This window comes from Curtobacterium sp. MCBD17_034 (assembly GCF_003234515.1).
GTDB lineage: Bacteria > Actinomycetota > Actinomycetes > Actinomycetales > Microbacteriaceae > Curtobacterium.
Window position 1 is genome coordinate 778,795 of record NZ_QKTN01000001.1, and the last position, 6,960, is coordinate 785,754.

The following is a 6,960-nucleotide window of genomic DNA, read 5'->3' on the forward strand; positions in this document are numbered from 1 at the left end:
CCCGAACTCGGCGCTTCGCCGGGGACCGCTGCGTGCGAGGATCGGACGGTGACCACCCACCTCGGCCCGGACCGCCGCATCGCGCGCGGCGTCGACCGCTGGGCGATCGTGCGGTGGGGCGTCGTCGTGCTGTGGGTGGCGCTGCTCGTCGTGCGGGTGACGGTGGTGAGCACGGATCCCGCCGCGGACCTCCGTGTGCTCGGGGTCGTGCAGTTCCTCGCGACGCTCGTGGGGGTGCTCATCGTGGCGCTCGGCGTCGGCATGTCATGGTCGAAGCGCGTCCGGACGACCGACGTGTCGCTCGGACGGGCGATCCGCAGCATCGACCCGACCGTGCGGCTCGTGCCGGCGGTGCCGACGAGCGAACTCCGCGACCTCGTCGGGCGCGCGCATCCCGAGGTCGCCCTCGGGCGCCACGTCGTCTGGGGGTTCGGCGCGACCGAGGCGTCCCTGTGGCAACTCGACGGGCGGCAGGCCCTGCGGGTGCTCGTGGTCCGGTGGACGCGGGTCGTGCACGTCGGTGTCGAGGACCTCCCCGACGGCTCCTCGTCCCCCCACCGCGCGGTCATCGCCATCCACTTCCACCGTCCGGACGGCACGCCCGCGGTCGCGACGTTCGCGGTGCGCCGCGCGCTCGGGTCGCTGCGGCTGCTCGGCCGTGGGCCGGCGCTCGACCGGCTCAGCGCCGACCTCGCCGCCGAGCGCGTCATCCTGTAGGCACGCCCGGCCGACCGCTGCTCGCGAGATCGCACAACGCGCCGCTCAGCTCGTGACGTGAGCGGCATGTCCTGCACGCTCGCGCTCGCGCTCGCGCCGCGCCCCGCCACGGCCGATCCCATTGCCTCTCGCCGCCGCGAGCGCGAGCCTCCGGACGCCCTGGGAGCGGCGCACGCAGCGGTTCGTACTGTGGGCCCATGACCGATCCGATCGTCGTCGTCGCGACCTTCCGTCCGAAGCCCGAGTCCGTCGCGGACCTGACCGCCGCCGTGCAGGAGTACGTGCCGGTCGCACAGCAGGACGAGGGCAACCTCCGCTACGCGCTGCACGAGGCCGGCGAGGGCGTCCTCGTGCTCATCGAGCAGTGGAGCGACCAGCAGGCCCTCGAGCAGCACGGCGCCGCGCCCGAGTTCACCGCCTTCACGCAGCGCGTGCAGCCGTTGCTCGCGAGTCCGCTCGAGGTCCGGGTCCTCCGCCCGGTGCCGCTCGGCGACGACGCCAAGGGCGCGCTGTGACCGGTCATCGCCCCGTCGTCGTCATGGGGGTGTCCGGTTCGGGCAAGACGACCATCGGCTCCGCCCTCGCGCGCCACTGGGAGGGCACCCAGTTCGTCGACGCCGACGACCTGCACCCCCAGGCGAACAAGGAGAAGATGCGGTCCGGGCATCCCCTGACCGACGAGGACCGCTGGCCGTGGCTCGACATCTGCGCGGCCCGCATCGCCGCGATCGAGGCCCAGGGGCAGCGCTGCGTCATGGCGAACTCCGCGCTGAAGCGGGTCTACCGGGACCGCCTGCGCTCGACGAACCCCGACCTGTTCTTCGTGTTCCTCACCGGCGACGAGGACGTCATCGCCGAACGGCAGCGCCGCCGGCACCACGAGTACATGCCCGACTCGCTGCTCGGCTCGCAGCTCGCGACGCTCGAGCCGATGCAGGCCGACGAGGCCGGGCTCGTCGTCCGGATCGACCAGACCCTCGAGTCCGTGATCCAGAGCATCGACAGCGCCCTCGTCACCCGCTGACCGGCCAGCCGGAGCCGGCTGGAGCCAGCGAGGCCCGAGGGCCCCGGCGCCGGCGAGGCCCGAGGGTGCCGGCGCCGGGGCCACAGCGCCGGTCAGGCGGCCGGGTCGGCCCAGGACCGGCGGACGCGGTCGACCAGGTCCAGGACGTGCGCGCGGTCGTCGTCGCGTCGGCGGACCATGGCGACGCTGACCGCCGGGAGGCCCACCATCGGCACGAACGCGAGTCCCGTGCCCCCGGCGTTCTCGGCCACCGTCGTGCTCGTGAACGCCATGCCCCGCCCGGCCGCCACCTGCGCGAGCATCTCCTCGACCGTCCGCGCCGGGGGTCCGACGACGACGGGAGCCCGCCCGTCCGGCCGTGTCGCCGCGATCCAGAAGTCCCGGTCCGAGGCGGCGTCGACGATCGGCTCGTCGTCGAGGTCCGCGAGCGCCAGTGCCGTGCGTCCGGCGAGCGGGTGGTCGGCGCGGAACACGGCGACGAGGTCGCGCGTGCCGAGGACCGTGGCGACCCAGTCGGCCTCCGCGAACCCGGGGGAGAGCTGCGCCACGAGCACGTCGACCTCACCCGCCGCGAGCCGCTGGTGCTCGCTGCCCCACGGGACGTGCTCGAGCACGACCTCGACGTCGGCGGCCTCACCCTCGCGCACGGCGAGACCGGTCAGGGCCCGTGGCGCGCTCGTGCCGAACCCGACGACGACGCGCGGCCGGGCGGCGACCCGACGAGCCCGGGCCACCGCACGCTCCGCGGCGGCCAGGACGGCGACGGCGTCGGCGTGGAACGCGTGCCCCGCCGGGGTGAGCCGCACACCGCTCCCGGGCGTCCGGCCACGGCGGTCGACGAGTTCGACCCCGAGGACGTCCTCGAGTCGTCGGATGGCCTGACTCAGGGCCGGCTGCGACACCCCGGTCACGGCGGCAGCGGCGGTGAACCCCTGCTCGGCGACGAGCACGACGAACGCGCGGAGGAGCCGGAGGTCGAGGTCGACGGGCACGGCGTGGTCCTCCTCGCTCGCGCGCTCCGCGCGTTTCCGGCGTGTAACGGATCCGGGCCCGAGTGCGGCGCCGCACCCTGCCGATCCCCGTGTCGGCGGGCACATCAGCGCTGCTTATGGCCCCAGTGGCGCATCCTATGCGACAGCCGTGGTGCCCTCGCCCTACGCTGCCGGACGTGCAGATGCCGGTCCACCCCACCGCCGACGACCGGCTCCGCGCCCTGCCGAAGACCCACCTCCACGCGCACCTCGACGGCAGCTACCCGGTCGACGCGGTCCGCGCCCTCGCGACGCGACGCGGCCTCCCGTTCCACCGGCCGGAGCGGTTCGCCGACGTCTGGGCGTTCTTCGACGCGTACGGCACCGTCCCGGCCCTCGTCGCGACGCACGAGGACCTCGCCGCACTCTGCCGGGCACTCGTGCACGCCGAGGCCGCCGAGGGCGTCCGGTACCTCGAGCCCGCCGTCGAGCCGCAGCTGTACGCCGAGCGTCTCGGCGGGAACGAGCAGGTCCTCCGCACCGTCCTCGCGGCCTTCGCCGAGGCGGCCGCCGACGCCGCCGCCGCGGGCACGCCCGTCGAGGTCGGTGCCGACCTGACGCTCAACACCGACGCCGACGCGGACCTCGCCGACGAGCTCGGTGCGCTCGCCGCCCGGTTCGCCGGCAGCGGCGTCACCGCGCTCGGCACCGCCTGCTTCGACGAGGACGGCGACCTGGCCCCGTTCGTCGGTGCGGCGCGCGCCGCACGGGCGGCGGGCCTCCCGGTCGTGAGCCACGCGGGCCAGACCGGCGGGCCGGACCGCGTGACGGCCGTGCTCGAGGTGCTCGGTGCCTCCCGGATCTCGCACGGGTTCCGAGCGGTCGAGGACGCCCGCGTCACCGATCGGCTGGCGGCCGAGGGGATCGTCTGCGACGTCTGCCCGGTGTCGAACGTGCGGCTCGGCGTCGTCGCCGACCTCGCGTCGCACCCCGCCCCGGTCCTCGTCGAGCGCGGGGTCCCGGTGACCCTGAACGCGGACGACCCGCTCTGGTTCGGGGCCACCGTGTCCGACCAGTACGCGATCGCCCGCACGACGTGGGGATTCGACGACCAGGCCCTGGCCGACCTCGCGCGCACCGGCACGCGGGCCACCGGGATGTCCGCGGACACCCGCGACCGATTCGACCGTGAGCTCACCGCATGGCTCACAGGAGGGCGAGCATGACGAAGGAACTGTTCCTCGGCGCGTTCGAGATCAACGGCGTGAACCTCACGAGCCAGGGGCTCTGGGCGCACCCCGACAACACGACGTGGCGCTACAAGGAGCTCGAGCACTGGACCGACCTGGCCCGCATGCTCGACGACGGCGGGTTCGACTTCATGTTCCTCGCCGACTCGTACGGGTACCCGGTGATCGACGGCGTCGTGCCCGACGTGGCCTTCGAGCAGGGCGTCGAGATCCCGAAGAACGACCCGATGCTCCTCGTCCCCGCAATGGCCGCGGCCGCCCCACGCCTGTGCTTCGGCGTGACGTCGTCGACGAGCTTCGAGCCGCCGTTCGCGAACGCACGCCGCTTCGCCACGCTCGACCACCTGACCCGCGGCCGCATCGCCTGGAACGTCGTCACGACGTCGAGCGCGGTCGTCACGGAGCTGTTCGGCAAGGACCGCTACGTGCCGCACGACGAGCGGTACGCGATCGCGCAGGAGTACCTCGAGCTGAGCTACGCGCTCCTCGAGGGCTCGTGGGAGGACGACGCCGTCCTCGCCGACAAGGGCGCACGTCGGTACGCGGACGCGAGCAAGGTGCACAAGGTGGTGCACCACGGCCGGTACTTCGACGTCGAGGGCTACGCCAACACCGAGCCCGGGCCGCAGCGCACGCCCGTGCTGTTCCAGGCCGGCGCGTCGTCATCGGGTCGCGCCTTCGCCGCGGGCAACGCGGAGCTCGTGTTCCTGCAGGGCAAGGACGCGCCCTCGTTGGCCGCGCAGGTCACCGACATCCGCACCCGCGCCGAGCAGGCCGGGAGGGCCGGGACGGACATCCGCACCGTCTCCGGTCTGTCGGTCATCACCGCACCGTCCACCGCGCAGGCGGAGGACCAGCTCGAGGAGTACCTCTCCTACGTCGACCCGGACGCCGCACGCGTCTACTACGCGAGCATGACCGGCATCGACCTCGCCGCGCTCGACCCCGAGGGCTCGTTCTCGGACGTCACCACCGAGGGCGGCCGGACCCAGGTCGAGCGGTACAAGGGCACGTCCGTGCGCGAGGCCACCGCGGACTTCATCCGGAACGGCATGCGCGAGTTCGTCCTGACCGGCACGCCGACCGAGGTCGTCGACCGCATCGAGGCCCTGGTGACCGACACCGACCTCGACGGATTCAACTACACGCCCTACGTCACGCCGGGTTCGTACCGGTCGTTCATCGCCGACGTCGTGCCCGAACTCCGTCGTCGTGGCATGCTGCCCGAGACGCCCCGCACGGGCACGTTCCGCGAACGGCTCTCGGGACGCGGCCCGCACCTCCCCGCCAGCCACCGGGCGGCACGGTTCCGGCACCAGCCGGCCACCGCCTGACCAACCGGGAGGTGCGGGGCCGGACCCCACACCCTCCCCGAAGGAGCACCGTGAGCACCATCGACGACACGACCACGAGCCCGGCATCCGCGCTCTCGGTCGAGCGCAACGGCATCAACGAGATCGCCGAGCACGAGCGGCGCGGCAAGCCGCGCGACCTGTTCTGGCCGTGGTTCGCGGGCAACGTGAGCGTCCTCGGCGTCAGCTACGGCGCGTACGTCCTCGGGTTCGGGATCTCGTTCTGGCAGGCGACGGTCGTCGTCGTCCTCGGCGTCGTGCTGTCGTACGTGCTCTGCGGGCTCAGCGCGCTCGCAGGCAAGCGGGGGTCCGCCCCGACCATGACCCTGAGCCGCAGCGTGTTCGGGGTGCGGGGGAACCGCCTCCCGTCCGTCGTGTCCTGGATCCTGACGGTCGGGTGGGAGACCTCGCTCGCCGCGGTGGCCGTGCTCGCGACCGCGACCGTGTTCGACCGCCTCGGCTGGGGCGGCGGTGTCGTGACGAAGGTGGCGGCCCTCGTCGTCGTCATCGCCCTCATCGTCCTCGGCGGCACGCTCGGGTTCGAGCTCATCATGCGCCTCCAGCGGTGGATCACGATCATCGCGGGCGTCCTCACCGTGCTCTACATCGTGTTCGCCGCGGGGCACGTCGACCTCGGGAAGGTCATGGCGATGCCGTCCGGGAACGGGCCGGCCGTGATCGGCGCGCTCCTGTTCGTCATGACGGGGTTCGGGCTCGGCTGGGTGAACGCGGCCGCCGACTACTCCCGCTACCTGCCCCGGAGCGCCTCGAGCGGCGGCGTCGTGTTCTGGACGACGTTCGGCTCGTCGCTCGGCCCCGCCGTCCTGCTCGTCTTCGGCCTGCTCGTGTCGGGGTCCTCGAAGCACCTCGAGTCCGCGATCGGGACCGACCCCGTGGGGGCGCTCGCGGGGATCCTGCCGACGTGGTTCCTCGTGCCGTTCGTCGTGACCGCGGTGCTCGGCATCGTGTCCGGCGCGATCATGGACATCTACTCGTCCGGACTCGCGCTGCTCAACGCCGGGCTCAAGGTCTCGCGGCCCGTCGCGGTCGGCGTCGACGGCGTGATCATGACGCTCGGCACGATCTACATCGTGTTCGTCTCGGGGAGCTTCATCACGGTGTTCCAGGGCTTCCTCATCACCCTCGGCGTGCCGATCGCGGCCTGGGCGGGCATCTTCATCGCGGACCTCGTGCTCCGCAAGCGGGACTACGCCGAGCGGGAGCTGTTCACGCGCCGCGGGCGGTACGGCGACGTCCGCTGGGACAGCATCGCGATCCTCGTCGTGGCCACGGCCGTGGGCTGGGGGCTCGTCACGAACACCGCCGCGGGCTGGCTGTCCTGGCAGGGGTACCTGCTCGGCCCGTTCGGACTCGGCGGGACCCAGGGCGCGTGGGCGTACGCGAACCTCGGCGTGGTCGTCGCGCTCGTGATCGGGTTCCTCGGCACGTTCCTGACCGGCCGCGGTGCGGTGACCCGGCAGGAGCAGGCCCCGGCCGTCCCGGTCGACGTCGACGAGACGGACCCGAGGGTCATCGCCGAGTAGCCGCCCCCCGCCCCCCTCTCGCCCGCCACCAACCGTGAGATCGCAGTCGTTGCCGTTCTGAGGGGGGTCAGAACGGCAACGACTGCGATCTCACGGTTGGGG

At 73.2% G+C, this 6,960-nt stretch carries 7 protein-coding genes; 6 read left to right on the plus strand and 1 reads right to left on the minus strand.

Features of this window, described 5'->3' with window-relative positions; translation table 11 throughout:
• Positions 1 to 48 precede the first annotated feature (48 nt).
• The 3 genes from DEI92_RS03725 (at position 49) to DEI92_RS03735 (ending at position 1,741) form a co-directional block, all read left to right on the plus strand.
• Positions 49 to 717, plus strand: a complete 669-nt coding sequence (locus DEI92_RS03725; RefSeq protein ID WP_111048129.1) for a hypothetical protein — start codon at positions 49 to 51, stop codon at positions 715 to 717.
• A gap of 197 nt (positions 718 to 914) precedes the next feature.
• Complete coding sequence (locus tag DEI92_RS03730; protein WP_111010992.1) at positions 915 to 1,232, plus strand: putative quinol monooxygenase; 318 nt, start codon at positions 915 to 917, stop codon at positions 1,230 to 1,232.
• Positions 1,229 to 1,741, plus strand: a complete 513-nt coding sequence (locus DEI92_RS03735) for a gluconokinase (protein ID WP_258370039.1) — start codon at positions 1,229 to 1,231, stop codon at positions 1,739 to 1,741. Before DEI92_RS03730 ends, DEI92_RS03735 begins: the two co-directional genes overlap by 4 nt.
• A 92-nt stretch (positions 1,742 to 1,833) precedes the next feature.
• Here DEI92_RS03735 and DEI92_RS03740 read toward each other — a convergent pair whose 3' ends face one another.
• A complete protein-coding gene (locus DEI92_RS03740; RefSeq protein ID WP_181434625.1) occupies positions 1,834 to 2,733 on the minus strand; it encodes a LysR family transcriptional regulator in 900 nt (299 codons plus the stop codon).
• A gap of 182 nt (positions 2,734 to 2,915) precedes the next feature.
• On the opposite strand from DEI92_RS03740, the gene DEI92_RS03745 reads away from it, so the two are divergent.
• The 3 genes from DEI92_RS03745 to DEI92_RS03755 are packed head-to-tail and all read left to right on the plus strand — an operon-like array spanning position 2,916 to position 6,858.
• Positions 2,916 to 3,938 carry a hypothetical protein gene (locus tag DEI92_RS03745; RefSeq protein WP_258370054.1) on the plus strand — a complete coding sequence of 341 codons (1,023 nt, stop codon included), beginning with the start codon at positions 2,916 to 2,918 and terminating at the stop codon, positions 3,936 to 3,938.
• The gene (locus DEI92_RS03750; RefSeq protein ID WP_111049977.1) at positions 3,935 to 5,296 is read left to right on the plus strand and encodes an NtaA/DmoA family FMN-dependent monooxygenase; all 1,362 of its coding nucleotides are present in this window, start codon (positions 3,935 to 3,937) and stop codon (positions 5,294 to 5,296) included. The genes DEI92_RS03745 and DEI92_RS03750 overlap by 4 nt, the downstream gene beginning before the upstream one ends.
• Before the next feature lie 50 nt (positions 5,297 to 5,346).
• On the plus strand, positions 5,347 to 6,858 hold the full coding sequence (locus DEI92_RS03755; protein WP_258370042.1) for a cytosine permease: 1,512 nt from the start codon (positions 5,347 to 5,349) through the stop codon (positions 6,856 to 6,858).
• Positions 6,859 to 6,960 lie beyond the last annotated feature (102 nt).